This is a genomic window from Streptomyces sp. NPDC086549, from assembly GCF_044746205.1.
In the GTDB taxonomy this organism is placed as follows: domain Bacteria; phylum Actinomycetota; class Actinomycetes; order Streptomycetales; family Streptomycetaceae; genus Streptomyces.
The window spans coordinates 1,007,008-1,033,564 of record NZ_JBIVBS010000001.1; the positions used below are offsets into that span (position 1 = coordinate 1,007,008).

26 protein-coding genes are annotated in these 26,557 nt (G+C 71.6%); 17 read left to right on the forward strand and 9 right to left on the reverse strand.

The window, feature by feature from the left end; all coding sequences use genetic code 11:
- Nucleotide 1: 1 nt before the first annotated feature.
- On the reverse strand, nt 2-535 hold the full coding sequence (locus tag ACIPSA_RS04575; protein ID WP_402628624.1) for a sigma-70 family RNA polymerase sigma factor: 534 nt from the start codon (nt 533-535) through the stop codon (nt 2-4).
- Between the two features lie 455 nt (nt 536-990).
- On the opposite strand from ACIPSA_RS04575, the gene ACIPSA_RS04580 reads away from it, so the two are divergent.
- Nucleotides 991-2,010 (forward strand): aspartate-semialdehyde dehydrogenase, encoded by a 1,020-nt coding sequence (locus ACIPSA_RS04580; RefSeq protein WP_402628626.1) that lies wholly within the window; start codon nt 991-993, stop codon nt 2,008-2,010.
- Between the two features lie 66 nt (nt 2,011-2,076).
- On the opposite strand, the gene ACIPSA_RS04585 is transcribed toward ACIPSA_RS04580, so the two are convergent.
- Nucleotides 2,077-2,574 (reverse strand): DUF1203 domain-containing protein, encoded by a 498-nt coding sequence (locus tag ACIPSA_RS04585; RefSeq protein ID WP_402628628.1) that lies wholly within the window; start codon nt 2,572-2,574, stop codon nt 2,077-2,079.
- A gap of 112 nt (nt 2,575-2,686) precedes the next feature.
- On the opposite strand from ACIPSA_RS04585, the gene pepN reads away from it, so the two are divergent.
- The gene (gene pepN, locus ACIPSA_RS04590; protein ID WP_402628629.1) at nt 2,687-5,266 is read left to right on the forward strand and encodes an aminopeptidase N; all 2,580 of its coding nucleotides are present in this window, start codon (nt 2,687-2,689) and stop codon (nt 5,264-5,266) included.
- A gap of 256 nt (nt 5,267-5,522) precedes the next feature.
- Here pepN and ACIPSA_RS04595 read toward each other — a convergent pair whose 3' ends face one another.
- From ACIPSA_RS04595 to ACIPSA_RS04605, 3 genes are all read right to left on the reverse strand, one after another.
- Complete coding sequence (locus ACIPSA_RS04595; protein WP_402628631.1) at nt 5,523-5,789, reverse strand: hypothetical protein; 267 nt, start codon at nt 5,787-5,789, stop codon at nt 5,523-5,525.
- Between the two features lie 95 nt (nt 5,790-5,884).
- Nucleotides 5,885-7,990, reverse strand: a complete 2,106-nt coding sequence (malQ, locus tag ACIPSA_RS04600; protein WP_402628633.1) for a 4-alpha-glucanotransferase — start codon at nt 7,988-7,990, stop codon at nt 5,885-5,887.
- Nucleotides 7,987-8,235, reverse strand: coding sequence for a hypothetical protein (locus ACIPSA_RS04605; protein WP_402628634.1), 249 nt, complete (start codon nt 8,233-8,235; stop codon nt 7,987-7,989). The genes malQ and ACIPSA_RS04605 overlap by 4 nt, the downstream gene beginning before the upstream one ends.
- Before the next feature lie 191 nt (nt 8,236-8,426).
- Between ACIPSA_RS04605 and ACIPSA_RS04610 the strand changes: the two genes are divergently transcribed.
- From ACIPSA_RS04610 to ACIPSA_RS04630, 5 genes are read left to right on the forward strand one after another with little or no spacing between them, the layout of a single operon-like run.
- Nucleotides 8,427-9,017, forward strand: coding sequence for an RNA polymerase sigma factor (locus tag ACIPSA_RS04610; protein WP_402628636.1), 591 nt, complete (start codon nt 8,427-8,429; stop codon nt 9,015-9,017).
- Complete coding sequence (locus ACIPSA_RS04615) at nt 9,014-9,871, forward strand: zf-HC2 domain-containing protein (protein WP_402628638.1); 858 nt, start codon at nt 9,014-9,016, stop codon at nt 9,869-9,871. The genes ACIPSA_RS04610 and ACIPSA_RS04615 overlap by 4 nt, the downstream gene beginning before the upstream one ends.
- Nucleotides 9,872-9,909: 38 nt before the next feature.
- Entirely contained in the window at nt 9,910-10,668 is a 759-nt protein-coding gene (locus ACIPSA_RS04620; RefSeq protein ID WP_402629491.1) for an ABC transporter ATP-binding protein, read from the forward strand.
- Nucleotides 10,665-12,002: a hypothetical protein gene (locus ACIPSA_RS04625; protein ID WP_402628640.1), complete on the forward strand. Its 1,338-nt coding sequence runs from the start codon at nt 10,665-10,667 to the stop codon at nt 12,000-12,002. Before ACIPSA_RS04620 ends, ACIPSA_RS04625 begins: the two co-directional genes overlap by 4 nt.
- Nucleotides 11,999-12,607 (forward strand): hypothetical protein, encoded by a 609-nt coding sequence (locus tag ACIPSA_RS04630; RefSeq protein WP_402628642.1) that lies wholly within the window; start codon nt 11,999-12,001, stop codon nt 12,605-12,607. Before ACIPSA_RS04625 ends, ACIPSA_RS04630 begins: the two co-directional genes overlap by 4 nt.
- Nucleotides 12,608-12,638: 31 nt before the next feature.
- Here the strand turns inward: ACIPSA_RS04630 and ACIPSA_RS04635 are convergent, their stop codons facing one another.
- Nucleotides 12,639-13,175: an HNH endonuclease gene (locus ACIPSA_RS04635; RefSeq protein ID WP_402628644.1), complete on the reverse strand. Its 537-nt coding sequence runs from the start codon at nt 13,173-13,175 to the stop codon at nt 12,639-12,641.
- Between the two features lie 337 nt (nt 13,176-13,512).
- Here ACIPSA_RS04635 and ACIPSA_RS04640 point away from each other — a divergent pair, with 337 nt between their 5' ends.
- Together ACIPSA_RS04640 and ACIPSA_RS04645 are read left to right on the forward strand one after the other, a co-directional pair.
- Complete coding sequence (locus ACIPSA_RS04640; protein WP_402629494.1) at nt 13,513-14,616, forward strand: mechanosensitive ion channel family protein; 1,104 nt, start codon at nt 13,513-13,515, stop codon at nt 14,614-14,616.
- 136 nt (nt 14,617-14,752) lie between these two features.
- Nucleotides 14,753-15,376 carry a Uma2 family endonuclease gene (locus ACIPSA_RS04645; protein ID WP_402628646.1) on the forward strand — a complete coding sequence of 208 codons (624 nt, stop codon included), beginning with the start codon at nt 14,753-14,755 and terminating at the stop codon, nt 15,374-15,376.
- Here ACIPSA_RS04645 and ACIPSA_RS04650 read toward each other — a convergent pair.
- The 3 genes from ACIPSA_RS04650 to ACIPSA_RS04660 are packed head-to-tail and all read right to left on the reverse strand — an operon-like array spanning nt 15,366 to nt 16,881.
- Nucleotides 15,366-16,004 (reverse strand): hypothetical protein, encoded by a 639-nt coding sequence (locus tag ACIPSA_RS04650; RefSeq protein WP_402628648.1) that lies wholly within the window; start codon nt 16,002-16,004, stop codon nt 15,366-15,368. The genes ACIPSA_RS04645 and ACIPSA_RS04650 overlap by 11 nt on opposite strands.
- Nucleotides 16,001-16,324, reverse strand: a complete 324-nt coding sequence (locus tag ACIPSA_RS04655; protein WP_402628650.1) for a hypothetical protein — start codon at nt 16,322-16,324, stop codon at nt 16,001-16,003. Before ACIPSA_RS04655 ends, ACIPSA_RS04650 begins: the two co-directional genes overlap by 4 nt.
- Entirely contained in the window at nt 16,321-16,881 is a 561-nt protein-coding gene (locus ACIPSA_RS04660) for a hypothetical protein (protein ID WP_402628651.1), read from the reverse strand. The genes ACIPSA_RS04655 and ACIPSA_RS04660 overlap by 4 nt, the downstream gene beginning before the upstream one ends.
- Before the next feature lie 307 nt (nt 16,882-17,188).
- Between ACIPSA_RS04660 and ACIPSA_RS04665 the strand changes: the two genes are divergently transcribed.
- The 8 genes from ACIPSA_RS04665 to ACIPSA_RS04700 all read left to right on the forward strand — a co-directional run bounded on the left by ACIPSA_RS04665 (nt 17,189) and on the right by ACIPSA_RS04700 (nt 26,548).
- Nucleotides 17,189-18,016: a hypothetical protein gene (locus ACIPSA_RS04665; protein ID WP_402628653.1), complete on the forward strand. Its 828-nt coding sequence runs from the start codon at nt 17,189-17,191 to the stop codon at nt 18,014-18,016.
- 216 nt (nt 18,017-18,232) lie between these two features.
- On the forward strand, nt 18,233-19,444 hold the full coding sequence (locus tag ACIPSA_RS04670; protein WP_402628655.1) for an ROK family protein: 1,212 nt from the start codon (nt 18,233-18,235) through the stop codon (nt 19,442-19,444).
- Between the two features lie 52 nt (nt 19,445-19,496).
- On the forward strand, nt 19,497-20,840 hold the full coding sequence (locus ACIPSA_RS04675; RefSeq protein ID WP_402628656.1) for an ABC transporter substrate-binding protein: 1,344 nt from the start codon (nt 19,497-19,499) through the stop codon (nt 20,838-20,840).
- Nucleotides 20,841-20,847: 7 nt separating this feature from the next.
- Nucleotides 20,848-21,789, forward strand: coding sequence for a carbohydrate ABC transporter permease (locus ACIPSA_RS04680; protein ID WP_402628658.1), 942 nt, complete (start codon nt 20,848-20,850; stop codon nt 21,787-21,789).
- A 2-nt stretch (nt 21,790-21,791) separates the two neighbouring features.
- On the forward strand, nt 21,792-22,685 hold the full coding sequence (locus ACIPSA_RS04685) for a carbohydrate ABC transporter permease (RefSeq protein WP_402628660.1): 894 nt from the start codon (nt 21,792-21,794) through the stop codon (nt 22,683-22,685).
- 7 nt (nt 22,686-22,692) lie between these two features.
- Nucleotides 22,693-23,958, forward strand: a complete 1,266-nt coding sequence (locus ACIPSA_RS04690; protein ID WP_402628662.1) for a 6-phospho-beta-glucosidase — start codon at nt 22,693-22,695, stop codon at nt 23,956-23,958.
- Entirely contained in the window at nt 23,949-24,920 is a 972-nt protein-coding gene (locus ACIPSA_RS04695) for an N-acetylglucosamine kinase (protein ID WP_402628664.1), read from the forward strand. The genes ACIPSA_RS04690 and ACIPSA_RS04695 overlap by 10 nt, the downstream gene beginning before the upstream one ends.
- A gap of 254 nt (nt 24,921-25,174) precedes the next feature.
- Entirely contained in the window at nt 25,175-26,548 is a 1,374-nt protein-coding gene (locus ACIPSA_RS04700; RefSeq protein WP_402628666.1) for a hypothetical protein, read from the forward strand.
- The last annotated feature ends 9 nt before the right edge of the window (nt 26,549-26,557 follow it).

A 26,557-nucleotide genomic window follows, 5' to 3' on the forward strand; every position in this document is an offset into this window, starting at 1 on the left:
GTCACACCACCTCGTCCTCGTGCAGGCGGGCGCGAAGGGCCCGTACCGCCGTATGCAGCCTGCTCTTGACCGTGCCCTCGGGGATGCCGAGCTCCTCGGCTATCCCGCGCACCGGCAGGTCGGCGTAGAAGCGCAGGACGAGGATCTGGCGCTGGGCGTCGGGCAGGTCGTCCAGGCCCTGGGCGACGGCGAGGGAGAGCACACTGGTGTCCTCGCCCGAGGGGAGATCCCCCTGCCGCAGCGAGGCCAGGCGCTCGCCGAGGCGTTCCTGGCGGCGTTTGGCGCGGTGCCAGTCCATGGCGAGGTTGGAGGCGACGACCGCCGCCCAGGCTGACACGTCCCGCGGCGCCTCCTCGCCCTTCGCGGCCCGCTCCAGCAGCCGCAGGCGGACCTGCTGCACCCCGTCCAGCAGGTCCGCCTGCGGTACCCCGCCCAGCGCGAGCACCGCCCGCACCCGGCGTTCCTGAGCCGCGTCCAGCGGATCGTCCCCTCCGTGGTCCGCCCCCTGGCCGCGGCGGGCCCTTCTGCGCAGCACAGACACTTCTCCCCTCCCCGGCGCTCCCCGGCGTTTCCCCTATGACGCCGGGGAGCGCGGAAACGTTCGGGAACGTCCGGAGCGACTTTCCGCGACCTTCCACGACCTTCCGGACCCCGCTCCTCCACTACGGAGTCGTACGTCACACCGGGCCCGAGGCCGAGGTGACGATCAAGCGCGAGGCGCGCGGGCCGCCGGACCTCGTGGTGCTCCGGGAGCTGGACGAACGCCCGGAACCGGTGCTCCGGATCAGTACGGCTTCCGGTCTGCGGCGCGTTCCGGGCGGATTTCTCCAGATCAGGACGTCCGGCAGATGGAGCATCGAGCCGCCCGGCCGAGCGTGGCGTTCGTCCCATCCCTTGAGCAAAGGATTGGACACACCGGCCGGGGTGAGACGCATGATGGAAAGGCCCCGGCCACGCAGGGGCACACGCAAGCCATGTGAAGGAGTCGCAGTGAGGGTCGGAATCGTCGGAGCCACCGGTCAGGTCGGCACGGTCTTGCGCAGGATCCTCGCCGAGCGGAACTTCCCCGTGGACGAGCTGCGCCTGTTCGCCTCGGCGCGCTCGGCCGGGACGGTCCTCGACGGTGTGACGGTGGAGGACGCGGCCACCGCCGACTACACCGGCCTGGACATCGTGATCTTCTCCGCGGGCGGCGCGACCTCCAGGGCGCTGGCCGAGAAGGTCGCCTCCCAGGGCGCCGTCGTGATCGACAACTCCTCCGCGTGGCGCAAGGACCCGGACGTGCCCCTGGTGGTCTCCGAGGTGAACCCGCACGCGATCGCGAACCGCCCCAAGGGCATCATCGCCAACCCGAACTGCACCACCATGGCCGCGATGCCGGTCCTGAAGCCGCTGCACGAGGAGGCGGGCCTGGAGGCGCTGGTCGTCGCCACCTACCAGGCGGTGTCCGGCTCGGGCCTCGCGGGCGTGGCCGAGCTGCACGGCCAGGCGCAGAAGGTGGTCGCCGACGCGGACAAGCTGACCCACGACGGCGAGGCGGTCGACTTCCCGGAGCCGGGCGTCTACAAGCGGCCCATCGCCTTCAACGTGCTGCCCTTCGCGGGCAACCTCGTGGACGACGGTCTGAACGAGACCGACGAGGAGCAGAAGCTCCGCACCGAGTCCCGCAAGATCCTGGAGATCCCGGAGCTGAAGGTCTCCGGCACCTGTGTGCGCGTCCCGGTCTTCTCCGGCCACTCCCTCCAGGTCAACGCCCGCTTCGCCCGCCCGGTCTCCCCGGAGCGGGCGGCCGAGCTGCTCGCGGACGCGCCGGGTGTCGTCCTCACCGACATCCCGACCCCCCTCCAGGCGGCCGGCAAGGACCCGTCGTACGTCGGCCGCATCCGCCGCGACGAGACCGTCGACAACGGCCTGGCCCTGTTCGTCTCCAACGACAACCTCCGCAAGGGCGCGGCCCTGAACGCCGTCCAGATCGCGGAGCTGGTGGCGGCGGAGCTCTCCGCGGAGTAACGCGAACGCGGAAGGGGCGGTCACGACCACGTGACCGCCCCTTCCGCGTGCCCGGCCCGACTCGCCCTACGGGCGCCGTACCTCGTACAGGAAGCACCCGTACTCCACGGCCCGGACGTGGACGAGGGCCACCTCGGGGTCGGCGAAGGCCTCCGCGAAGGCCGCCTCGAACGCCGCCTCGAAGTCACCGGCGTCCTCGACCAGCCGTCCGCCCAGGATGTGCCCTTCGGCGGAGTAGCGGCGGACGGTGCGGTGCGCATCGGCGAAGGGGAGGCCGGGAAGGTCGTCCCCGTTCGGCCCCGGGCACTCCTCCGCATGGATGAAGACGGGGCCCTGTTCGTCGTAGGCGCCCGGATCGGCGCCGGTCCGAGCGGCCCAGCGGCGCAGGGGCGCGTAGGAGACGAGGGCGATACGCTCGCCGGCGGCGCTCCGGCGCAGGCAGCAGCGCAGCGGGGCGCCGCCCTCCTCGTCCGTCACGGGAACCAACTCGCGTCCCGCATCGTCAGTGGAGCGCAGCCCCTTCAGGACTCGCGGGTCGACGGGTCGTGCGGTGTACGTCGTCATATGCCCAGGCTGACGCGATCGTGCCCGGTCGACCGGCGGGATCCGGACATCGCGTTCCGCGCGGGTCCCATGGAAGGATGGCGCAACCCACACATAACGAGGAGATGACCGCGTGCCTGGCACAAACCTGACTCGCGATGAGGCGCAGCAGCGGGCGAAGCTGCTGACCGTTGACTCGTACGAGATCGATCTCGACCTCTCCGGCGCGCAGGAGGGCGGTACCTACAGGTCCGTGACCACGGTGCGCTTCGACGTCACCGAGAACAGCGCGGCGTCCTTCATCGACCTGGTGGCCCCGGCGGTCCACGAGGTGACCCTGAACGGCGACCCGCTCGACCCCGACGAGGTCTTCAAGGACTCCCGGATCGCGCTGCCGGGTCTGCTGGAGGGGCGCAACGTCCTGCGTGTCGTCGCCGACTGCGCGTACACCAACACCGGCGAGGGCCTGCACCGCTTCGTCGACCCGGTCGACGAGCAGGCCTACCTCTACACCCAGTTCGAGGTGCCGGACGCCCGCAGGGTCTTCGCCTCCTTCGAGCAGCCGGACCTGAAGGCCACCTTCCAGTTCACGGTGAAGGCACCGACTGGCTGGACGGTCATTTCCAACTCGCCCACGCCGGAGCCCAAGGGCGACATCTGGGTCTTCGAGCCGACGCCGCGCATCTCGACGTACGTCACCGCGCTGATCGTCGGCCCGTACCACTCGGTGCACAGCGTGTACGAGAAGGACGGGCAGAGCGTGCCGCTCGGCATCTACTGCCGGCCCTCGCTCGCCGAGTTCCTCGACTCGGACGCGATCTTCGAGGTGACCCGGCAGGGCTTCGACTGGTTCCAGGAGAAGTTCGACTACGCGTACCCGTTCAAGAAGTACGACCAGCTCTTCGTGCCGGAGTTCAACGCGGGCGCGATGGAGAACGCGGGCGCGGTGACCATCCGCGACCAGTACGTCTTCCGGTCCAAGGTGACGGACGCGGCGTACGAGGTGCGGGCGGAGACGATCCTGCACGAGCTGGCCCACATGTGGTTCGGCGACCTGGTCACCATGGAGTGGTGGAACGACCTGTGGCTGAACGAGTCGTTCGCCACCTACACCTCCATCGCCTGCCAGGCGTACCACCCGGAGTCCCGCTGGCCGCACTCCTGGACGACCTTCGCCAACTCCATGAAGACGTGGGCGTACCGGCAGGACCAGCTGCCCTCCACCCACCCGATCATGGCCGAGATCCGCGACCTGGACGACGTCCTCGTCAACTTCGACGGCATCACGTACGCCAAGGGTGCCTCGGTCCTCAAGCAGCTCGTGGCGTACGTCGGCATGGACGAGTTCTTCGCGGGCGTGCAGGCGTACTTCAAGCGGCACGCGTTCGGCAACACGCGCCTGTCCGACCTGCTGGGCGCCCTGGAGGAGACCTCCGGCCGCGACCTCAAGACGTGGTCGAAGAAGTGGCTGGAGACGGCGGGCATCAACATCCTCCGCCCGGAGATCGAGACCGACGCCGACGGCGTCATCACCTCCTTCGCCGTCCGCCAGGAGGCCCCGGCGCTCCCGGCGGGCGCCAAGGGCGAGCCGACCCTCCGTCCGCACCGCATCGCCGTCGGCCTCTACAGCCTCGACGCCGAGAGCGGCAAGCTGCTGCGCGACGAGGACGGCCGGATCGAGCTGGACGTCGACGGCGAGCTGACCGAGGTGCCGCAGCTGGTCGGCAGGCACCGCCCGGACGTGGTCCTGCTCAACGACGACGACCTGTCGTACTCGAAGGTCCGCCTGGACGAGAAGTCCCTGGCCTTCGTGACCGAGCACCTCGGCGACTTCGAGTCCTCCCTGCCCCGGGCCCTGTGCTGGGCGTCGGCCTGGGACATGACCCGCGACGCCGAACTCGCCACCCGCGACTACCTCAGCCTGGTCCTGTCGGGCATCGGCAAGGAGTCCGACATCGGTGTCGTCCAGTCGCTCCAGCGCCAGGTGAAGCTGGCCATCGAGCTGTACGCCGCCCCGGCCGCCCGCGAGGCCCTGCTGACCCGCTGGACGGACGCCACGCTGGCCCATCTGCGGGCCGCCGCGCCGGGCAGCGACCACCAGCTGGCGTGGGCGCGGGCGTTCGCGGCGACCGCCCGTACGCCGGAGCAGGTGGATCTGCTGGACGCCCTGCTGGACGGCGCGACGACGATCGAGGGCCTGGTCGTCGACACCGAGCTGCGCTGGGCGTTCGTCGAGCGGCTGGTGGCGGTCGGGCACTTCGACGAGGAGGACATCGCGGCCGAGTACGAGCGGGACAAGACGGCCGCCGGTGAGCGCCACGCGGCGACCGCCCGCGCGGCCCGTCCGACGCCGGAGGCCAAGGCGGAGGCGTGGGCGTCGGTCATCGAGTCCGACAAGCTCCCGAACGCCGTCCAGGAGGCCGTGATCAGCGGCTTCGTCCAGACGGACCAGCGGGAGCTGCTGGCGCCGTACACGGACAAGTACTTCGAGGTCGTCAAGGACATCTGGGACTCCCGTTCGCACGAGATCGCCCAGCAGATCGCGATCGGCCTCTACCCGTCGATCCAGGTGTCGGAGGAGACCCTCGCCAGGACGGACACCTGGCTCGCCTCGGCCGAGCCGAACGCGGCCCTGCGCCGCCTCGTCTCGGAGTCCCGCGCGGGCATCGAGCGGGCCCTGAAGGCCCAGGCGGCGGACGCGGCGGCCGCGTAGCCGTCGTCCGTACGGTCATCAGGGGCGCCCGGTGCTGCACCGGGCGCCCCTTGCGTTTCGTCCGCTCAGCGGGTCGCCCCGGCGGCCGTCTCCCGCGCGTCCTCGGGCACGCGCACCACCACCGGCCGGCCCGCGGGCCGCGCCCCCGGCCGGGCCGCGACCGTCGCCCGGCCCGTGCGGCGCGGACGTGCGAAGGGCGCCGGCCTCACCGCGGATGTGCGGGAGGACGGCGCCCTCGGCGGAGGTCAGGTGTGACTCAGGCCTTCGCCTTGGCCCTCGCCGAGCCGGGCTTGGTGACGCGGATCTTGGACTTGTCCAGGACCATCACCAGGCCCGCGATGATCGCGAACAGGGCGATGGGGAGCACGACGTAGAGGCCCAGCGTCGCGACGACACTCAGGCCCGGACCGGGGTCGTCGCCGTCGTCGCGGGCGACCGCGAGCGCGGGGGACGACATGAGCAGCATCATCAGCGTCGTACCGGCGGCCAGGGCGCCGACGCGCAGGGCGTTCTTCTTGTCCACGTTGCCCAAAGTATCGAACGCCGGATGAGAGCGCGCGTCCGGGGTGCTGTACGGGACAACAACCCCGGACCGGCCGGGCCGCGCCGCCGGCGTCGTCACCGCCCCGGCCGCCCCGCCGATTCCCGCAGGACCTCGATGAGCGCGCGCAGCCGTGGTGAGGCGGCCAGCTCCTCCAGCGTCACCGGGCGCCCCTCGGCGTCGGCGATCGGCAGGCGCCAGTTGGGGTACTGGTCCCAGGTGCCGGGGAGGTTCTGCGGGCGGCGGTCGCCGACGCCGTCCGGGAGCCAGACGCCGATCATGCGGGCGGGGGTGCTCAGCAGGAAGCGGTGGACGGCTTGGATCTCCGCGGCCTCCGCCTCCTCGGCCGAGGGCGCGTGACCGCCGACCGTGCCCCGGAGCAGCTCCAGACGGGTGAGCAGGGCCAGCCACTCCGCCGTGTCCGCCGCGGCCGCCGCGCGTTCCTCCTCCAGCGGGTGGGTCAGCAGACCCAGGCGGTCGCGGAGTTCGACGTGTTCGCCGGTGAGCCGGGCCGCGGTGGAGGGCAGGTCGTGGGTGGTGGCGGTGGCCAGGCAGTCGGCGCGCCAGCGGGCGGGAGGGAGGGGCTGGCCGTCGCCCTCCCAGTCCCGTTCGAACCACAGCACCGACGTGCCGAGCACCCCGCGCCGCTGCAGCGTCTCGCGCACACCCGGCTCCACCGTGCCCAGGTCCTCGCCGATCACCACCGCCCCGGCCCGCGAGGCCTCCAGCGCCAGCAGGGCGAGCATGGCCTCGGCGTCGTAGCGGACGTACGTGCCCTCCGTCGGCGGCTGTCCCTGCGGCACCCACCACAGCCGGAACAGGCCCATGACGTGGTCGATGCGCAGGGCGCCGGCGTAGCGGAACAGAGCGCGCAGCAGGCGGCGGTAGGGGGCGTGGCCGGAGGCGGCCAGCCGGTCCGGCCGCCAGGGCGGCAGGCCCCAGTCCTGGCCGCGGGCGTTGAAGGCGTCCGGCGGGGCGCCCACCGACATCCCGGCGGCGAAGTACTCCTGCTGCGCCCAGGCGTCGGCACCCCCCGGGTGCACGCCGACCGCGAGGTCGTGCACGATCCCGACCGGCATGCCCGCCTCGCACGCGGCACGCTGGGCCGCGGTGAGCTGGGCGTCGGTGAGCCAGGCGAGCCAGGAGTGGAAGTCGACGCGGTCCATCAGCTCGGCTCGGGCCCGGGCGGTCCCGGCCGAGCGGGGGTCGCGCAGGTCCTCCGGCCAGCGATGCCAGTCGGAGCCGTGCGCCTCGGCGAGCGCGCACCAGGTGGCGTGGTCCTCCAGCGCCTCCCCCTCCTCGGCGAGGAAGTCGGCGTAGGCGGCCTGCCGGCCCGGCCCCAGGGGCACGTCCCGCACCAGCTCCAGCGCCTCCCGCTTGAGCTCCCACACCGCGTCCCGGTCGATGAGCGCGTCCTTGTCGAGCACGGAGGCGCGCAGCCGGTCCGCCCGCTCCAGCAGGGCGCGGACGCGTTCGCGGTCCTCGACGTACGCGAACTCGGGGATGTTCTCCACCCGCAGGTGCACCGGGTCGGGGAAGCGGCGGGAGGAGGGCCGGTACGGCGAGGGGTCGGTGGGGGCGCCGGTTACGGCCGCGTGCAGCGGGTTGACCTGCACGAATCCGGCGCCGCCGGTGCGTCCGGCCCAGGCGGCCAGCTCGGCGAGGTCCCCGAGGTCGCCCATGCCCCAGGAGCGCCGGGACAGGAGGGAGTAGAGCTGGACGAGGAGTCCGTACGAGCGTCCGGCGGGCGCGGGCAGCCGGGCCGGGGCGACGATCAGATGGGCCTCGGCGGTGCGTCCGTCGGGGGCGGAGGCGGTCACCCGGTGGACGCCGGCCGGAAGCCGTTCGGCGGCGGCGCGGGTCTCGCCCTGCTCGGTCTCGATGCGCAGGCTGGTGCCGGGCGGCAGCGCGTCGAGGGCGGCGGGGCCGTCGCCCGGGGTGCCGGTCCAGTGGACCAGGGTGGGCGGCAGCAGTCGCTCGCGCAGTTCGCGTTCGCGGGCGGCGAGCGCGGAGCGGGCGGCCTGCGGGGTGCTCGCGTCGACGCCGAGCGCGGCCAGGGCGGCGGCGACGGCGGTGGCGGAGGCGGCGACCGTGCGGTCCGGGGACGGGCTGTAGGAGGTGGCGACGCCGTGCAGCTCGGCGAGCCGGGAGAGGTCCTCGTCGGGGGGCCCGGGCGCGGTCACTGCGGCCCCGGGCCGTGGGGGTCTGCGGTCGCGTCGGACTCGCTGGTCAGCGGGGCGGCGTCGGCGAGGGGCGGCTCGCTGGTGAGGGGCTCGGCGTCGGGCAGCGGCGGCTCGCTGGTCAGCGGGGCCTCGGCGGAGGCGCTCTCCGCGCTGAAGACGCTGAGGTGAGGGTCCCCGGGCTCGACGGACGGTTCCGCCGCGGGTTTGGAGCGGGCCGGGAGCGGAAGGTGAGCCGGTGCGGCCACGGGGGCCTCCTTGTCGGTACGTCGGATACGTCGGCGGATGCCGGATTAGAGCAGGCCTACCCAGTGGACGGGACGGCACTCTCGACGGGCGCTGGAGCGCGGGCGGGCGCGGGGGCGCCCGCCTCGGACCGGCGCCGTGAACCGACGCGGGCCGGGTGATCGATAGACGGGGTGTGAGACTGTTCCGCCCCATGGGGGGCCACCGGGAGAAGGACGAGGCGGCGAGTGACGCGGTGTTGTTGCGGGCCGTCGCGCGTGGGGACTCCGCTGCGATGGCTGTGCTGTACGAGCGGCACTCGGGGTGGCTGTACGCGCGGTTGATCCGGCGGTGTGCGGATGCCGAGGTCGTGCGGGAGGTCCTGCAGGACACCTTTGTGACCGTGTGGCGGTCGGCGGGCGGGCACCGGGGGCAGGAGGCCGGCGGGTGGTTGTGGACCATCGCCGCGCGGCGGCTCGTCGATGCCCGGCGGGCGCAGGAGCGGGCCACCCGAGGGGAGGCCACGGACGCCTGGTACGTGCCCGCCGGCCTCGCGCCGTCCGCCGAGGACCGCGTGCTTGCCGGACTTGAGTACGGCGACGTCGGCACCGCCCTCGACCGGATCTCCCCCGAGCTGCGCGACGTACTGCGCGCCACCGTCGTCGACGGGCTGACCACCCGCGAAACCGCCCGCCTCCTCGGCATACCGGAGGGCACCGTCAAGTCCCGCGCCCTGCGCGCCCGCGCCGAACTGCGGGCGGCCCTGGCCCAGTTGAACCCGGCCCCGATGGGAGAACCGGCATGAACCGCAACGTGAACATCTGGCACGCGTCCGATGATCTCGTCGGACGATACGCGGACGGTTCCCTGCCGGATCCGGACGCCTGGTCCCTAGAGAAGCATCTGGAGGGGTGCGTCGGCTGCGCGGTGCGTGTGTCGGACGCCGTGCGCGCGACTTCGGCGGCGGTGGTGCTGGCGGACGTGCGGGACGTGGTGCTCGGGGCCGCTCCCGCTCCGGCGCCCACCCCCCTCCCCCGCCTCGCCCGCCTGCTCTGGGCCGTCGGTCCCGCGGTGCGCGGTGCCTGGCTCGCCGCCGTGCTCGTCGTGGCCGTCGGCGCGGTGGCCCTCGCCTACGCGGGCGGTTTCTCCGGCGCACGAACGCTGTTGCTGGCCGTGGCGCCCGTGGTGCCCGTCGCGGGGGTCGCCCTGTCCTACGGGAAGCACGCCGACCCGATGCACGAGATCACCACGGCCACCCCTTCCGGCGGGTTGAAGCTGGCGCTGACCCGGACCGTCGCCGTGCTGGCGGTGAGCCTGCCGCTGCTCACCCTCGCCGGCCTGCTGCTGCCCGCCTCCGGTGCGCCGAACGCCGCCGCCTGGCTGCTGCCCGGACTCGCGCTGTCCCTCGCCTCGCTGGCCCTGGCCGGCTACGTCGGCTGCCGTACCGCGACGGCCGTGACCGGGGGCGGCTGGCTGGCCGCCGTACTCACGCCGGCACTCACCGCCCAGAGCGGTCACCTCACCGACCGGCTGGCCGAGCAGCTCTCCCGCTACCTCGACGGCGCCCCGGCGCAGGGCGGATGGGCGGCCGCGGCCGTGCTGTGCGCCGTCCTGCTGACCGTCCGCCGTCCCGCCTACGACTACCTGGAGCCGCGGTGAACATCGCCGTCCCTGGAGAAGACTTGAGCACGATACGAGTGACCGGCCTGCACGTCCGGCATCGCAAGACCGTCGCCCTCGACTCCGTCGACCTCGCGCTCGGCACGGGCGTGCACGGGCTGCTCGGCCCCAACGGGGCGGGCAAGACCTCGCTGATCCGGGTCCTGGCCACGGTGGCCGAACCGTCCGGCGGACGGGTGGAGATCCTCGGCGAGGACATCGGCGACCATCGGCGGCGCGGTGCCGTCCGCCGTCAACTCGGTTATCTTCCGCAGGAGTTCGGCTACTACCCCGGCTTCACGGTGCGGGAGTTCGTGGCGTACGTCGCCTGGCTGAAGGAGCTGCCCGCCGCCGACACCCCGGCCGCTGTCGAACGGGCCGTCGAACGGGTCGGCCTCGCCGACCGCATCGACGCGAAGATCAAGACGCTGTCCGGTGGCATGGTCCGCCGCGTCGGCATCGCCCAGGCCATCGTCAACGAGCCCCGCGTGCTGCTCTTCGACGAGCCGACCGCCGGTCTCGACCCCGAGCAGCGCGTGGAGTTCCGCGAGCTGCTGCGCCGGCTCGGCGCCTCCGCGACCGTCATCGTCTCCACCCACCTGGTGGAGGACGTGGCCGCCGCCTGCACGGAGGTCACCCTCGTCGACGGCGGCCGGGTCGCCTACCGGGGTACCCCGGAGACGCTCACCGCCCTCGGTGCGGCCTCGGACGGACCCGGGGACCATCCCATCGAGCGCGGCTACACAGCGGTGCTGCGGGCCCATCGGGCGCCGGGCCGACGGGAGGCGGTGCGATGACCCTCGTGACCGAAAGGACGACGCGCTCCCGAGCGCCCCACCCCCTGCGCGCGGAAACCGTCCGCGGTTTCGCCCCCTGGGCCGGTGCCGCCGTCGTGCTGACGCTCGGCATGGTGCTGGCCGGTTCCTCGGCGCGCTGGCAGGGCGGCTGGGCCGAGACCGCCAGGGAACTGCACACGGCCATGCTGATCATCATTCCCCTGGCCGCCGCCGCGGGCTGCTGGCAGGGCGGGCGGGAGCGACGACGGCGTACCGGGGAACTGCTGGCGACGGCCGTACGGGCGCCGCTCACCCGGTTCCTGGCCTCGGCCCTGCCCGTCGCCCTCTGGGTGGTCGCCGGTTACCTGGTCGCGGTGGGCCTGGCCCTGCTCGCCACCTGGCCCTTCGCCCAGGGCGACCGGCCGAACCTCGCCCTGCTGCCGGCGGACGTGGTGGCGTCGGCCTCGGCGGCACTGGCCGGGCACGTGGTGGGGCGGGCGGTGTCCTGGCGGCTGGCGGCTCCGCTGCTGGCGATGGCCGGGTACGTGGGGCTCGGCATCCTGGCGGTGGGCGACGCGGGCCCCGGCCGCCATCTCAGCCCGGCCGTCCCGGTCATGGACACCGTGGTGCCGGTCTGGTGGCAGCCGGTGGCGATGGCGGTGTGGACCGGCGGGCTGGCGGTCGCCATGGTGCTGGCGTACGCCGCGCGACGCCGGGTGACAGCCCTGTTGCCGCTGGCCGCCGCGGCGGCCGCGGGCGTACTCCTCGTCCAGACCGGGGACGGCCTGTGGCACACCGACCCGCTCGCCCAGCACCAGGTGTGCGACACCTCCACCACACCCGCGGTCTGCGTGAACGCCCGCTACGCCGGCCTGCTGCCACAGGTCAGGGATGCCCTGTCGGGGATCACCGGCAAGCTGGCGGGCGTGCGGAACCTGCCGGTGCGGTGGGAGGACCGGGAGGGCGGCACGCACGCCGACGAGGCGGCGCTGCCGAGCGTGACGCCGTTCGGCTGGTCGCTCGTACGGGGGCGGCTGACCGATCCGGAGCAGTACGCGTGGGAGGCCGTGACGGCGCTGGGGTTGCGCGGGGACTGCCCGGGGAAGGAGCGGGAAGACGCGAAGCTGATGCTGGCCGACGACGCCGTGGAGAACTACCTCGCGCCGAGCCCGGGGCAGGAGTACTTCGACGCTCGGGACGCCAAGGGCGACAAGGTCCAGCGCGCCGAGCTGCGCGAGCGCCGCGCGGCCCGGGCCCGCCTCGCGGGGATGGGCGAGAAGGAGCGCCGCGCCTGGCTGTCGGCGTACTTCGGGGCCCGGGGTGGCTGCCACCCGAAGGGGGTGCCGGCCCTGTGACGACTTACGGCCCCCTCCTCTACGCGCGCTCCCGCGCCCTCCTCCTCACCCTGGCCGCGCTCGCCGGGACCACCGTCTTCGCGGTGTGGGCCGCCCACCGCATGGACACCTACCTCGACCCGGACCGCCGGGTGCCGATCGTCGCCCTGGCCCCGCTGCTGGCGTCCGCGGTGATCGGGGCGAGCCTGTACTCGCCCTCCGACGAGCTGGACCGTACGGCCGTACGGCCGTGGTGGCCGCGGCGGCTGGTCCAGCTGGGAGGCCTCACCGCTCTCGCGTCGGCGCTGCTGCCACTGGCCGTGCTGGGACACGTGGACACCTTCGGCGCCCCGGCCATGATCCGCAACACGCTGGGCTGTGCGGGCCTCACGGCCGCCGCCGCGGTCCTGCTCGGCGCCAGGCTGAGCTGGCTGCCCGCCTTCGGCTACGTCACCTCGGTGTACCTCGGCTCGGCGGGGGCGCGGGGGCGCGCGTCCGCGGTGTGGGCGTGGCCCATGCAACCTGGTGCGCAACCGGGCGCCTGGGCGGCGGCATTGGCCGCGTTCCTGGTCGGCGGCGCGCTCTACGTCCTACGTGGAGCGCGCCCCGAAGGGCCCCGCGGCTGAGAAGCCACGAGGTATGCGAAGGCCCGGATCGTCAGGCGGGGATGCCGTCGATCCGGGCCAAGGCGTCGTCCGCGCCGTACGGCTGCAAGTAGGGCAGCCAGCGCGGGTCCCTATGGCCGGTGCCGATGATGCGCCAGGCCAGGCCGGTGGGCGGAGCTGGTTTGTGGCGCAGCCGCCAGCCGATCTCCACGAGGTGGCGGTCGGCCTTCACGTGGTTGCAGCGGCGACAGGACGCCACCACGTTGTCCCAGACGTGCTTGCCCCCGCGGCTGCGCGGGATGACGTGGTCGACGCTGGTTGCGACGCCACCGCAGTACATGCACCGGCCCCCGTCACGGGCGAAGAGGGCCCGCCGGGTGAGAGGAACGGGCCCCCGATAGGGAACCCGGACGAATCGCTTGAGCCGGACCACGCTGGGTGCGGGGACTGTGACGGTCGCGCTGTGCATGAAGGCGCCGGATTCCTCCAAGGAGACAGCCTTGTTCTCCAGGACGAGGATGAGCGCGCGGCGGAGCGGTACGACGCCGAGTGGCTCGTACGACGCGTTGAGGACCAGGACATGCGGCACGGGTGCCTCCTTGGGCGTCGGCGGCGCGTGGCTCGCGCCGGGACGATCTGCAGTCAGTCTCCCCTCTTGCCTGGTGGAAGCGCCACCATGTCCCGGTAACGGGCTGGGAGTGTTTTCGACCACACCTGATTCATCCCCTGGTTCAATCCCCCGGATCAAGGCCTGTTCAAGCGCGGGCGGGCCCAGGTGAGGACGGTCTCTCCTTCTCGCATCGCGCGAGCGCACACACGATGCCCCGTTAGTGTGGTTGTCCTGCCCTTCCGGTGACCTTTCTGTGACCTTGACGACCTTGACCGCCGCACCGGGCGGGGCAGCGCAGCACCTGGAGGTACCTGCCGTGTCCTTGTCCGCCGTCCTACTGGCCGCGGGTTCGTCGCCGTCGCCGACTCCCTCGGAGTCGCCGAGCGTGACCGTCCCGACCCTCCAGGACGCTCAGGAGAGCGCGACGAACGCCGCCGGCTGGGTCGAGCAGAACTGGTCGACGTGGCTCGCGATCGGCCTGCGGGTCCTGCTGATCCTGGTGATCGCGGCGGTGCTGAGAAAGGTCGTGCTGCGCGCGATCACCAAGCTGATCGACCGCATGAACCGGACCGTCGAGTCGGTCGACGGCACCACCCTGGGCGGTCTCCTGGTCAACGTCGAGCGCCGCCGCCAGCGCTCGCAGGCCATCGGCTCGGTGCTGCGCTCGGTGGCGAGCTTCCTGATCCTCGGCACCGCGGCCCTGATGGTGCTGGCCACCTTCGAGATCAATCTCGCCCCGCTGCTGGCGTCCGCCGGTGTCGCGGGCGTGGCGATCGGTTTCGGCGCCCGCAACCTGGTCACGGACTTTCTCTCCGGCGTGTTCATGATCCTGGAGGACCAGTACGGCGTCGGCGACCAGATCGACGCGGGCGTCGCCTCCGGCGAGGTCGTCGAGGTCGGTCTGCGCGTGACCAAGCTGCGCGGTGACAACGGCGAGATCTGGTACGTCCGCAACGGCGAGGTCAAGCGCATCGGCAACCTGTCCCAGGGCTGGGCGACAGCGGGCGTCGATGTGACGGTGAAGTCCTCCGAGGACCTGGACCGGGTGAAGTCCACCCTCGACGAGGTCGCCGAGAAGATGAGCAAGGAGGAGCCCTGGAACGAGCTCCTCTGGAGCCCGATCGAGGTCCTGGGCCTGGACTCGGTCCTGATCGACTCGATGGTGGTCCGCGTCTCGGCCAAGACCATGCCGGGCAAGTCGGTGGCGGTCGAACGCGAGCTGCGCTGGCGCGTCAAGCGCGCCTTCGACGCGGCCCGGATCCCTATCGTGGGCGGCGCGACGGCCGTACCGCTGGAGGACGCGATCCCGGACCCGACGGCGGCGGTCGCGTCTCCGTCCGTGTACTCCAACACGGCGTCGCCCCAGGCGGAAGCGGCGGCGCCGATCGTGCCGCAGCAGGCGGCGCCACCGGCAAAGTAGGGGAACGGTTTCAGCACGCTCGTTCGAGTGAACGGCCGGGGCATCCGGCGCCGCGAGGGCGCTGGGTGCCCCATCGTTCTGCCGGGGCACCCGGGGCGGGCTTAGCCTGGCATCAATCCGCTAAGGAGACCCAGCGATGAGCGCGGAGCCGATCATGGAGCCGGTCATGCCGCAGGTGGACCCCATCGACTTGTTGAACGCGTTCGAAAAGGCGGCGTCACCGATGCCGATTCGAGCGGAGTACATCGAGGGGACCGGGTACTTGCCGCCTCAGCCGGAGCATCAACACAACGCGGGAGCTGTGAAGCTCATCGTCCAGTTCCACTTGGCCGGACACGACACGGCCGGCGTGAACGACGGTTTCCGAGTGCCCCACCCAGACGGTCGGACGATGGCTTTGGTCGTCCCGGACTTCTATGTCTGCCGCCGTAATCCGACCGAACTCGACGAGTCGTACCGCAGAACCCACAGGGGTTGGTACCCCATCGACATGCTCGCCCTGGTCGGTGAAGTCACCTCCACCAACCACGAGACCGACACCGGTCCCAAGTCCCGCACCTACGCCGCCGCCGGCATCCCCGTCTACGTCCTCGTCGACCGCCACACCAAGACGGCCCACTGCTACACGGACCCGATTCTCCCCGGCGACGACCCCACCGAGGCCTACTACGACACCGACACCAAGGTCGGCCTCGGCGACCCGCTCCCCCTCCCGGGCCCGTACCCCACCCTGGACACGGCCCCGTTCCTCACCGACTGAGCCGGCCGCACGTCAGCCGGTAGGCCTCCCGGACCCAGGCCTCGTCACCAGGGTCCACCCCGCAGGCCAGAGAGGCGCGGGAGTTGCCGAACCAGGTCGTCACGCTGCCGTAGACATCACGGCCGGGGCAGTCGACGGTGAAGCTCGCGTCGACGACGTGGATCCCCTCGGCCACGACGAGGCGCCCCGTATGCCCGAGAGAGTCGATCTTCATGGGGTGGAGCTCCCGGTCGGCGGACTCCTCCCCCGGAGCCGCCAGTCCCTCGGCGTCGTCCCCCCACTTGAGGTGCTTGGCGAGGGCGGCGAGCACATGGTGCGCGGACACGATGCCGCCGCTCGTGTCGACCCGGGGCACGACGTTGCGCACGAGCCCGGTGTGGAACGTGACCCAGCCGTCGCTCTTGCGGACCTGCACGACCGGGGAGACCTCGGTCAGCCGGACCTCCCGGCGCACGGAGCTCCACCGTACGGCTCCGCTCTCGCAGGACGGCGGGGCGGCTGACGCCGACGCGGAGACCGCCGCGGAGGCCTTCGCCCGGGGCTTCCCGGACGCCGCCGTACAACCCGTCGTCGCCAGAACGACCCCGCACAGCAGCACCGCGACCGTCCACGTGTGACGCCGTGTCATTCCGCTTCCCCTCCCCCGGCCCGCTCCCCGCCCGTCGCGAAGAACCGTTCCACGTAGGCGCCGGGCGGCAGTTCGCTCTCCCGCATCAGGGAGAACACCTCCGCGCCCTCCCCCGGCACGTCGTCCGTCCGATACGCCTCGGCGAAGCCGGCGTACTCCACGTCATCCAGGTCCGCGCAGTACCGCAGCGCCTCGGACTCCCCCCGCTCGATCGCCTCGTCGAGCGAGTGCGCCCGCCACAGGGTGATCCGCTCCTCGTAGACCCCGAGCGCCCGGTGGCGGAACACGCACCGGACGCCGTACCAGGACGTCCCGTTCACTTCACGGCCCTCCCATCCACGTCCACCAGCGTGACCGACCGCACCATCTGGCACAGCGCGACGAAGGCGGCGCCGTGGTGCAGCAGGGGCAGCCCCTCGGCCGCGGACACCTTCAGCCGGGCCTCTCCCGAGGCCTCGTCGAAGGTCACCGAGGCGTCGACGGACATCCGGAAGCGGAACGGACGCCAGCGCAGCAGTACCGGATTCCCGCCGTCCGCCCCCACCGCGGCGAACGCCCGCTCGGCACCGCTCAGTTCGGCCCGTATGCAAGGGAACGGCGTCCCCTGGAGGGTGTGCGTCTGAGTGTCCTTCAGGGCGTCCACGGTGACCTGAATCCCGGTACCCCGCGCCCGGCGGGCCAGGGAACGAGTCCGGAAGGCGGCGAAGACGAACGCGAGGACCGCGTACACCGGGAGGAGGAGGACGACCTCGTACAAGGTCGACCAGGAGACGCCGTCGTCGATGAAGGACGACACGGCCTGCAGCAGCATCAGGGGAACGCCGTGCCCCAGAGCGGCGCGCCACAGCGCCGCCAGGAGCCGTCCTCGGTGGGCCATGTGTCGTCGTTCCACTCGTTCCGTGCCGGACCCGTCTGTCCGAGCACGCGGATCAAAGCGGAGGAAGCTGTGACTGTAAGCCCTCCGACCAGCGAAAATGAAGATCGTGACGCAGTCGTGACGCATCGGTTGCGGCGGCTGGATCCACCGGCCGGATCCACCGGCCGGATCCAACCGGATTCAAACGGTCTTCACAGGGGGCTCGCATTCCCTTCGCACATCTTGATCACCTAAGGTCGCGCTCACGATGGGCCCTTGTTCTGGAGCGCGACGCCGCCCGGGGGCCCGCTCTCGAATGTGGGGATAGATGAGAAAGCTCGCCATAGGCACCGCCCTGTCCGGTGCGCTGGCACTGGCCGGCATCGCCGCGCCCGCCGCCTCCGCGGCCACTCCGAACCTGGTCTTCTCCGACGTGACCGTCAACAAGGGGAAGGCGATCGTCGTCGGCACCACCAAGACGGTGACCGTGCCGGTGACCTACACCATGACCCGGCCCGCCGACCTGGTCATCGACAACAAGAAGACGTTCGCCGCGGTGATGCTCTACCGCGGCACGCTGAAGTCGCTCGACAACGAGCTCGACCCGGAGGTCATGCCCACCTGCACGACGACCTCCACCACCGACACCACGGTCACCGAGAGCTGCTCCGAGAACATCCCCGTCGACCCGACGGACTACCTGTACGAGGCCGCGGACGCCACCACGTGGAAGGCCGCGGGCCTGTACGCCCACTTCGACGGCACCGTCTCGGACGACTTCCTCAGCACCGAGTCCGACGTGGCCATCTGGGGCAACCTGACCACCGTCAAGGTGCAGCGGGCGGCCAAGCTGACCGTCAACGCCACCCCCGAGCCGGCGGTCTACGGCAAGACGCTCACCGTCAAGGGCGCCCTGACCCGGGCCAACTGGGAGACCAACAAGTACTCCGGGTACACGGGGCAGCAGGCCGTCCTGCAGTTCCGGGCCGCGGGCACCAGCACCTACAAGGACGTGAAGGCGGTGACCTCCGGCACCGCGGGGGCCCTGTCCACCACGGTGAAGGCGACCAAGAGCGGCTACTTCCGCTACGTCTTCGCCGGCACGGCCACCACCGCGGCCGCGAAGGCCACCGGTGACTACGTCAAGGTGAACTAGCGGAACGGCCGGTCGGCAGTCCGGTCACCACCACCCCCGCCGCCCCCGAGGTAACGACTCTGTTGCCTCGGGGGCGGTGTCTATTGACGCCCCCTTCGTCCTGGGCTTACCTTCCTCCCACCCAATAGGAAAGTTTCCTAACAGTGATCACCGGGTTGGACTTCCCGCCCAGGTCACTGGGAAGCTGGGCAGTTGGAAAGGCAGGTGTCGACCCCCATGGCAGGAACCGCCGGTACGCCGGGCACCCCGCGCGTCCTGCGCGCCATGAACGACCGCGCCGCACTGGACCTGCTGCTGGAGCACGGCCCGCTGTCGCGCACCCGGATCGGAAAGCTCACCGGCCTCTCCAAGCCCACCGCCTCCCAGCTGCTGGCCCGCCTGGAGTCGGCCGGACTGGTTCGGGCCACCGGCACCAGCGAGGGCCGGCCGGGCCCCAACGCCCAGCTGTACTCGGTCAACCCGGCCGCCGCGTACGCCGCGGGCATCGACGTCAACCCCGGCCGCATCCGCGCCGCCGTCGCCGACATCACCGGGCGCACGGTGGGCGAGTACGAGCTCCCGACTCCGGGAAGGCGCCCGTCCCAGCCGGTCGTCCGGCAGGTCACCGACGCCCTCGACGGCGCGGTGAAGGCCGCCGGACTGGCCCGGGACGACGTCCACCGGCTGGTCATCGGCACGCCCGGCGCCTTCGACCCCAACACCGGCCGGCTGCGCTACGCCTCCCACCTGCCCGGCTGGCACTCCCCCACGCTGCTCGACGAGCTCGCCGCGGCACTGCCGATGCCGGTCGAGTACGAGAACGACGTGAACCTCGTCGCGATAGCCGAGCAGCGGCTGGGCGCGGCCCGGGGCCACGCGGACTTCGTGCTCCTGTGGAACGAGGAGGGCCTCGGCGCCGCCCTGGTCCTCGGCGGACGGCTGCACCGCGGCTGGACCGGCGGCGCCGGCGAGGTCGGCTTCCTGCCGGTGCCCGGCGCGCCCCTGGTGCGCCAGGTGGCCAAGGCCAACAGCGGCGGTTACCAGGAGCTGGCCGGTTCGCAGGCCGTGCCCCGGCTGGCCCGGGAGCTCGGCATCGAGGACCTGCCGACGGGCCCGCACGCCGAGGCCGCCGCCGAACTCGTGGCCCGCGCCGCCGACCACACCACCGGACCCCAGCGCGAGCTGCTGCGCACGTACGCCACCCGGCTCGCCACCGGTCTCGCCTCCCTCGTCTCCGTCCTCGACCCCGAACTCGTCGTCCTCAGCGGTTCCGCCCTCACCTCCGGCGGCGAGGTGCTGCGCGCCCTCGTCCAGGCCGAACTGGAGGAGCTGGCGGCACCCCGCCCGCGCCTCGTCGTCGGCGACGTCCGTGAACACCCCGTGCTGCGCGGCGCGTTGGAGAGCGCCCTCGCGGCCACCCGCGACGAGGTCTTCGACACCTCGCGCTGAGCCCCGTACCGCCCCTTCTTTCTCACCCACCCCGTCCCTGGGAGACCTCGCCATGCCCTCAGCCATACCCGAAGTCGCCCGAAAAGCGGCTTTTGCCGTCACCGCCTCCGCCGTCCTGCTCACCACCGCCTGTACCGGCCAGTCGAGTTCGGGTGCCGACGACGACGCCTCCAAGGACACCACCATCAACTTCTGGCACGCCTGGAGCGCACCGAACGAGGTGGCCGGGGTCAAGGCGCTGATCGCCGGCTTCGAGAAGGTCCACCCCAACATCCATGTGAACGTCGTCGACAACATGACCGACGACAAGATCAACCAGGCGCTGCGCACCGGCGGCGACAAGGCCCCCGACGTCATCTCCTCCTTCACCACCAACAATGTCGGCAAGTTCTGCTCGTCGGGCGCCCTGGTCGATCTGAACCCGTTCTTCAAGAAGTCGGACATCGACCCGCAGACGACCTTCCCGAAGCCGATGAACGAGTACACCCAGTTCGACGGCAACCGCTGCTCGGTGCCGCTGCTGGGCGACGCGTACGGGCTCTACTACAACAAGACGGCGTTCAAGAAGGCCGGGATCGCCGGTCCGCCGAAGACCTGGTCCGAATTCGAGGCGGACGCGAAGAAGCTGACGATCGCCCAGGGCGACAGCTACAAACAGCTGGGATTCATGCCGGACTACCACGGCTGGGAATCCACCACCGAGCACTACTTCGCCCAGTTCTCACCGACGTACTTCGACAGCAGCGGAAAGTCGAGCCTCGCCGAGGACCCGGCGTTCGAGGCCGGTTTCAAGCTCCAGAAGAAGCTCGTCGACGAACTCGGCGGCTTCCAGAAGCTGGAGAAGTTCCGCGCCACGCTCGGCGACGAATGGGGCGCCAAGCACCCCTTCCACACCGGCCAGGTCGCCATGCAGCTCGACGGCGAGTGGCGCCTCGGCATGGCCGAGGAGGCCAAGCCGAAGTTCGAGATCGGCGTCGCGCCGCTGCCCGTCCCCGACGACCATGCCGCCCAGTACGGCAAGGGCTACATCACCGGCACCATCGCGGGCATCGCCGCCACCAGCAAGAAGCAGAACGCGGCCTGGGAGCTGGTGAAGTACATGACCACCGACACGGACGCGGTGGTGGGCTTCTCCAACGCCATCCACAACGTGCCGTCCACGCTGGCCGCGCTGAAGTCTCCGAAGCTGAAGTACGACCCGCGGTTCAAGACGTTCCTGGACATCGCCGCGAACCCGAATTCCACCACGACTCCCGCCTCGATCAACGGCGGTGTGTACCTGGTGACGATCCAGCAGTTCGGTTACGACTACGAGAGCGGAAAGGTCAAGGATCTCAAGGCCGGCCTGGCAAGCACGGCCCAGCAGATCGACACGGACATCGCGCAGGCGAAGTAGCACAGCGATGAGCACGGTAACCCTCGCGTCGAAGCGCCGCCGGGCGGCGCTTCGGACGGCTGCCTTCATGTCGCCCTGGCTGATCGGCTTCGCGGTGTTCTTCGCGTACCCGCTGATCTCGACGGTGTATTTCTCGTTCATGCACTACGACGGCTTCAAGCCGCCGACGTGGAGCGGAACGAAGAACTGGACGTACGTCTTCGAGCACTATCCCCTCTTCTGGCCCGCCCTGCGCAACACGCTGTGGCTGGTCCTCGTGACGGTCACCCTCCGGGTCGTCTTCGGACTCGGCGTCGGCCTGCTCATCACCAAGATCAAGACGGGTACGGGCGTCTTCCGCACCCTCTTCTACCTGCCCTACCTCACCCCGCCGGTCGCGGCCACGATGGCCTTCGCCTTCCTCCTCAACCCCGGTACGGGCCCGGTCAACTCCCTCCTGGAGAAGACCGGCATCCCGGCCCCGGGCTGGTTCAACGACCCGGCCTGGTCCAAGCCCGCCCTCACCCTGCTGGCCCTGTGGGGCGTCGGCGACCTGATGGTCATCTTCATGGCCGCCCTGCTGGACGTGCCGACGGAGCAGTACGAGGCGGCCGAGCTGGACGGGGCGTCGGCCTGGCAGCGCTTCCGGTACGTCACGGTGCCGAACATCTCCCCCATCGTGATGTTCGCCGTCGTCACCGGGGTGATCCAGACGATGCAGTACTACACACAGCCACTGATCGCGGGGAAGGTCGCCTCCGGCGTGATCCAGGGCGCGGGCACCCAGTTCGAGCCCGGCTATCCGGACAAGTCCACGCTCACCCTCCCCCAGCTCGTCTACAACCTCGGCTTCCAGCGCTTCGACTACGGCTCCGCGTGCGTCGTCGCCCTCGTCCTCTTCGCCCTGTCGATGGCGTTCACCGCGCTCCTGATGCGGCGCCGGGGCGGTCTCATCCAGGCAGGTGACTGACCATGACCCAAGTACTGGACAAGCCGGTGGAGTTGCGCGCCCCGGTGTCCCAGGCCGAGCGCACCGCCCGGCGCAGGGCGCTCCTGGAGTGGATAGCGGTCCACTCCCTCGGAGTCGCGGCCGCCCTCTTCTTCACGCTGCCCTTCGTGTTCGTGTTCCTGACGTCGCTGATGAGCGACAGCCAGGCCCTGAGCCGGGACCTGATCCCGCACACCTGGGAGTGGGGGAACTACAGGAAGGTGTTCGACACCCCCGGCTTCCTCACCTGGTGGAAGAACACGCTGGTCTACGCCGGCCTGGGCACCGTCCTGACCGTCGTGTCGTCGGTCCCGGTGGCGTACGCGCTCGCCAAGTTCCGCTTCCGGGGCCGGAACGTGTCACTCATGCTGGTGATCTCGATGATGATGCTGCCACCGCAAGTGATCATCATCCCGATGTATCTGTTCTGGGCGAAGCAGCTCGATCTGTCCGGAACGCTGTGGCCGCTGATGATCCCGATGGCGTTCGGCGACGCGTTCTCCATCTTCCTGCTGCGCCAGTTCCTGATGACCATCCCGAACGAGTACCTGGATGCGGCCAGGGTGGACGGCTGCGGCGAGCTGCGGACTTTGCTGAAGGTCGTCCTGCCCATGGCGAAGCCTGGCATCGCGGCCGTCGCGCTCTTCCAGTTCTTCTGCGCCTGGAACGACTACTTCGGCCCGCAGATCTACGCGTCCGAGAACCCGGGTGCCTGGACCCTGAGCTACGGCCTGGAGTCCTTCAAGGGCGCGCACCACACCGACTGGAACCTCACCATGGCCGCGACCGTACTGGTCATGGCCCCCGTGATCCTCGTGTTCTTCTTCGCCCAGAAGGCGTTCGTCGAGGGCGTCACGCTCACCGGAGTGAAGGGTTGAACCGTTCATGAAACTCACCGTGGTCGGCGGAGGCTCGACCTACACGCCCGAACTCGTCGACGGCTTCGCCCGGCTCAGGGACACCCTGCCCATCGAGGAACTGGTCCTCGTCGACCCGGCCGCCGAACGCCTGGAACTGGTCGGCGGGCTCGCCCGGCGCATCTTCGCCAAGCAGGGCCACAGCGGACGGATCGTCACCACCTCCGACCTGGACGCGGGCGTCGACGGCGCCGACGCGGTCCTGCTCCAGCTCCGCGTCGGCGGGCAGGCCGCCCGTGAACAGGACGAGACCTGGCCCCTGGAGTGCGGCTGCATCGGCCAGGAGACGACCGGCGCGGGCGGCCTGGCCAAGGCGCTGCGGACGGTGCCCGTCGTCCTCGACATCGCCGAGCGGGTCCGCCGTACCAACCCGAACGCGTGGATCATCGACTTCACCAACCCGGTGGGGATCGTGACCCGCGCGCTGCTCGGGGCCGGACACCGGGCGGTCGGGCTGTGCAACGTGGCGATCGGCTTCCAGCGGAAGTTCGCGGCCCTGCTGGGCGTGGCACCGTCCGACGTCCACCTGGACCACGTCGGCCTCAACCACCTCACCTGGGAGACAGGCGTACGACTGGGCGGCCCCGAGGACGCGAACGTCCTGCCGAAGCTGCTGGCCGAGCACGGCGACGCCGTCGCGGACGACGTGCGGCTGCCCCGCCCGCTCCTGGACCGCCTGGGTGTGGTCCCGTCGTACTACCTGCGCTACTACTACGCGCACGACGCGGTGGTGCGGGAGCTGCGCACCAAGCCCTCCCGGGCGGCGGAAGTGGCCGCCATGGAACGCGAACTGCTGCGGATGTACGGCGACCCGGCCCTGGACGAGAAGCCGGAGCTGCTCGCCAAGCGGGGCGGCGCCTACTACTCGGAGGCCGCCGTGGACCTGGCCGCGTCGCTGCTGGGCGGCGGAGGCAGCCCGTACCAGGTGGTGAACGCGTACAACCGGGGAACGCTGCCGTTCCTGCCGGACGACGCGGTGATCGAGGTGCAGGCGGCGGTCGGCCCCAAGGGGCCCGTCCCGCTGCCGGTGCCCGCGGTGGACCCCCTGTTCGCGGGCCTGGTGGCGAACGTGACCGCGTACGAGGAGCTGGCCCTGGAGGCGGCGCTGCGCGGCGGGCGGGACCGGGTGTTCCGGGCCCTGCTGTCCCACCCCCTGATCGGCCAGTACGAGTACGCCGAGGCCCTGACCGACCGACTGATCGCGCACAACCGGGAGCACCTCGCGTGGGCCTGACCGCAAGCGTCCTCGCCGTCGACGCGGGCAACAGCAAGACCGACGTCGCGGTGCTGGCGAGGGACGGAGAGGTTCTGGCCACGGTCCGGGGCGGCGGGTTCCGGCCGCCGGCGGTGGGCGTGGAGACGGCGGTGGACGAGCTGGCGACGGCGGTCGCGCGGGCGTACGCCGCCGCCGGTGTCACCTCCGTCTCCCATGTCTCCGCGTGTCTGGCGAACGCCGATCTGCCGGTGGAGGAGGAGCAGTTGGCGGCCGCCCTGCACGCGCGCGGCTGGGGCGCGTCGGTGGAGGTCCGCAACGACACGTTCGCGATCCTGCGGGCGGGCGTGGCCGAGCCGCGCGGCGTGGCGGTGGTCTGCGGCGCGGGCATCAACTGCGTCGGCATGCGCCCCGACGGGCGGACCGCCCGCTTCCCGGCGCTCGGCCGTGTCTCCGGTGACTGGGGCGGTGGCTGGGGGCTGGCCGAGGAGGCCCTGTGGCACGCGGCCCGCGCGGAGGACGGGCGCGGGGTGCCGACGGAACTGGCGCGCGCCCTCCCGGCCCACTTCGGCCTGGACTCCATGTACGCGCTCATCGAGGCCCTGCACCTGGAACACGTCGAGCACGCCCGCCGCCACGAGTTGACGCCGGTGCTCTTCGAGACGGCGGCACGGGGGGACGCGGTCGCACGCTCGGTCGTCGACCGGCTGGCCGAGGAGGTGGTGGTCATGGCCACGGTGGCACTGTCCCGCCTGGAACTCCTGGACGAGGAGACCCCGGTGCTGCTGGGCGGCGGCGTCCTCACCGCCGGGCACCCCCAACTCGACGACGGCGTCCGGGACCTGCTGGCGGCGCGGGCGCCGAAGGCGGTGGTGCGCGTGGTGACGGCGAGCCCGGTGCTGGGGGCGGCGCTGCTGGGGCTGGACCGGGTGGGCGCGGGTGAGGCCGCGCAGGAGCGGGCGCGGGCCCACTGGGAGTCCTGAGCAACACGGCGGGAACGCGGGAACCGAACAGATTCCCGCAGCGTATTCATGGGCAGGGGGTGGTGCAGACACCGCACCGCGCCGCAAGTCGACTGGACTGCGATCCGATCAAGATCCAGTGAAGGCCGGTGCGGAATGTCAGTCCGGGCAGCGATACTGGCGGCGAACGATGACCATGGGGGAGGTCAAGAGTGACACACCCGCCGAAGAGCAGCGCGGCACCACCACCAGGACGGGAAGCCGGCGTGCCCAGCATGCCCGCGATTCCGGCCCAGCCCGGAGCCGCCGCGCCCGCCGGCCGGCCGGCCCAGCCGCGCCGTACCGCGTTCGCGGAGGGCGCCGACCGGCTGCGCGCCGCGGCGACCACCGAGCCCGGCCGGCTGCGCATCATCGGTGCCGTACTGGCCCTTCTGGTCGTCGCGTTCGGCGCGGTCACCGTCTGGCAGACGACCGACCGCGCGGCCGCCGCCGACGACGTGCTGCACAGCAGCCAGCCGCTCAGCTCGGACGCGGCCGACATCTACCGCTCCCTGGCGGACGCCAACACGGCCGCGTCCAGCGGCTTCCTGGCGGGTGGTCAGGAGACGGACACCTCCCGCGACCGGTACGAGTCGGACATCAGGAAGGCCGCCGAGAAGCTCGTCACGGCAGCCGCCGCCTCCGACCCGGGCTCGCCCTCCGAGGCGGCCATATCCAAGCTCAACAAGCTGCTCCCGGAGTACAAGGGCCTGGTCGAGCGGGCCCGCACCTACAACCGGCAGGGCTACCCCGTCGGCGGCGCCTACCTGCGCTACGCCAACGACAAGATGCAGCACGACATGCTCCCGGCGGCGCAGGAGCTCTACACGAAGGAGAACCAGCGGCTGGAGTCCGACTACGCGGACGCCACGCCCTACCCGTGGGCGGCGATCGCCCTGGGCGTCCTCGTGCTCGCCGCGCTCGCCTGGGCCCAGCACCGCAACTACCGGCGCACCAACCGCGTGCTGAACCACGGCCTGATCGCCGCCACGGCCACCGCGACGGTGGCGCTGCTCTGGCTGGTCGTCGGCCACGGCGTCGCCCGCGCGGGCCTGAACGACTCCTACGACCACGGCGTCCTCTCGCTGAACGTGCTGCACGACGCCCGCATCGCCTCCCTCAAGGCCCGGGGCAACGAGAACCTGAGCCTGGTGGCCCGCGGCGCCGAGACCATCAAGGTCGGCGAGCAGTCGTACGACGCGTACTACTACGCCTTCGACACGGACATGGCCAACCTCGGCAAGGGTCTGACCGAGGCGGCGAAGCTCGCCGACGACCAGGCAGGCAGCAAACCGGTCGAGGCGGCCGAGGGCAACATGGCGGTGTGGAAGAAGCGCCACGCGTCGGCCCGTACCGAGGACGAGCTCGGCAACTACCAGCAGGCGCTGGACAAGGTGATCGGCGCCAAGGGCGCGACCGGTGAGTGCTTCGACAGCGTCGACGACAACCTGAAGCACGCCATCGGGCACGAGCAGGCCGAGTTCAGGCAGTCGGCCGGGGACGGCCGGGACGCGATGACCGGGCTGCCCATCGGTGCCGCCGCCCTCGGCGTCCTGGGCGCGGCGGCCGCACTGTTCGGCATCGGCCGCAGGCTTTCGGAGTACCGGTGAAAGGGGGCG